The 834-nt window shown below is 50.1% G+C and carries 7 tRNA genes; all 7 read left to right on the top strand.

The features are described 5' to 3' along the window. Positions 1-46 precede the first annotated feature (46 nt). The 7 genes from M9R32_RS16000 to M9R32_RS15970 all read left to right on the top strand — a co-directional run bounded on the left by M9R32_RS16000 (position 47) and on the right by M9R32_RS15970 (position 708). Positions 47-122 (top strand) — tRNA-Lys (locus M9R32_RS16000). A gap of 15 nt (positions 123-137) precedes the next feature. Continuing rightward, positions 138-222: transfer RNA gene (locus M9R32_RS15995), tRNA-Leu, on the top strand. Positions 223-244: 22 nt separating this feature from the next. Then, a tRNA-Gly gene (locus M9R32_RS15990) sits at positions 245-319 on the top strand. Between the two features lie 14 nt (positions 320-333). Beyond that, positions 334-422 (top strand) — tRNA-Leu (locus M9R32_RS15985). A 23-nt stretch (positions 423-445) separates the two neighbouring features. Further along, positions 446-522: transfer RNA gene (locus tag M9R32_RS15980), tRNA-Arg, on the top strand. Between the two features lie 13 nt (positions 523-535). After that, positions 536-612: transfer RNA gene (locus M9R32_RS15975), tRNA-Pro, on the top strand. 20 nt (positions 613-632) lie between these two features. Further along, a tRNA-Ala gene (locus M9R32_RS15970) sits at positions 633-708 on the top strand. Positions 709-834: the final 126 nt, after the last annotated feature.

Here is an 834-nt window from a genome sequence, read left to right as displayed (position 1 = left end):
AATCAGTAGGTCGAGGGTTCGACTCCTTTCGCCGGCACCATTGTTAGAGCCATTAGCTCAGTTGGTAGAGCATCTGACTTTTAATCAGAGGGTCGTAGGTTCGAATCCTACATGGCTCACCATTTTCATACTAAGTTGCGGGTGTGGCGGAACTGGCAGACGCACTAGACTTAGGATCTAGCGCCGCAAGGCGTGGGGGTTCGACTCCCTTCACCCGCACCATTTTCATAATTATGTTATACGAGCGGAAGTAGTTCAGTGGTAGAACACCACCTTGCCAAGGTGGGGGTCGCGAGTTCGAACCTCGTCTTCCGCTCCATATTTTTTCTTAATGCCGGGGTGGCGGAACTGGCAGACGCACAGGACTTAAAATCCTGCGGTAGGTGACTACCGTACCGGTTCGATTCCGGTCCTCGGCACCATCTTTCATAAAACATCATATTTAGCGCCCGTAGCTCAATTGGATAGAGTACTTGACTACGAATCAAGCGGTTAGAGGTTCGAGTCCTCTCGGGCGCGCCATATTTTTAAACTTCGGGAAGTAGCTCAGCTTGGTAGAGCACTTGGTTTGGGACCAAGGGGTCGCAGGTTCGAATCCTGTCTTCCCGACCAGTTTATTTTATCCCTTTAATGGGGCCTTAGCTCAGCTGGGAGAGCGCCTGCCTTGCACGCAGGAGGTCAGCGGTTCGATCCCGCTAGGCTCCACCATGAACCTTGAAAACTGAACAGCAAAACGTCAACAATAAAGCGGAACACACTTCGGTGTGGGAAGCAAAACTTGAACTTAAACGTTCATTATAAACGTCATTAATTTGACGCCAGCAACAAAGTCGA

This window comes from Paenisporosarcina quisquiliarum (assembly GCF_027563315.1).
GTDB lineage: Bacteria > Bacillota > Bacilli > Bacillales_A > Planococcaceae > Paenisporosarcina > Paenisporosarcina quisquiliarum.
The sequence above is the reverse complement of the archived record's forward strand: the minus strand, read 5'-3'. Positions and strand labels throughout refer to the sequence as shown.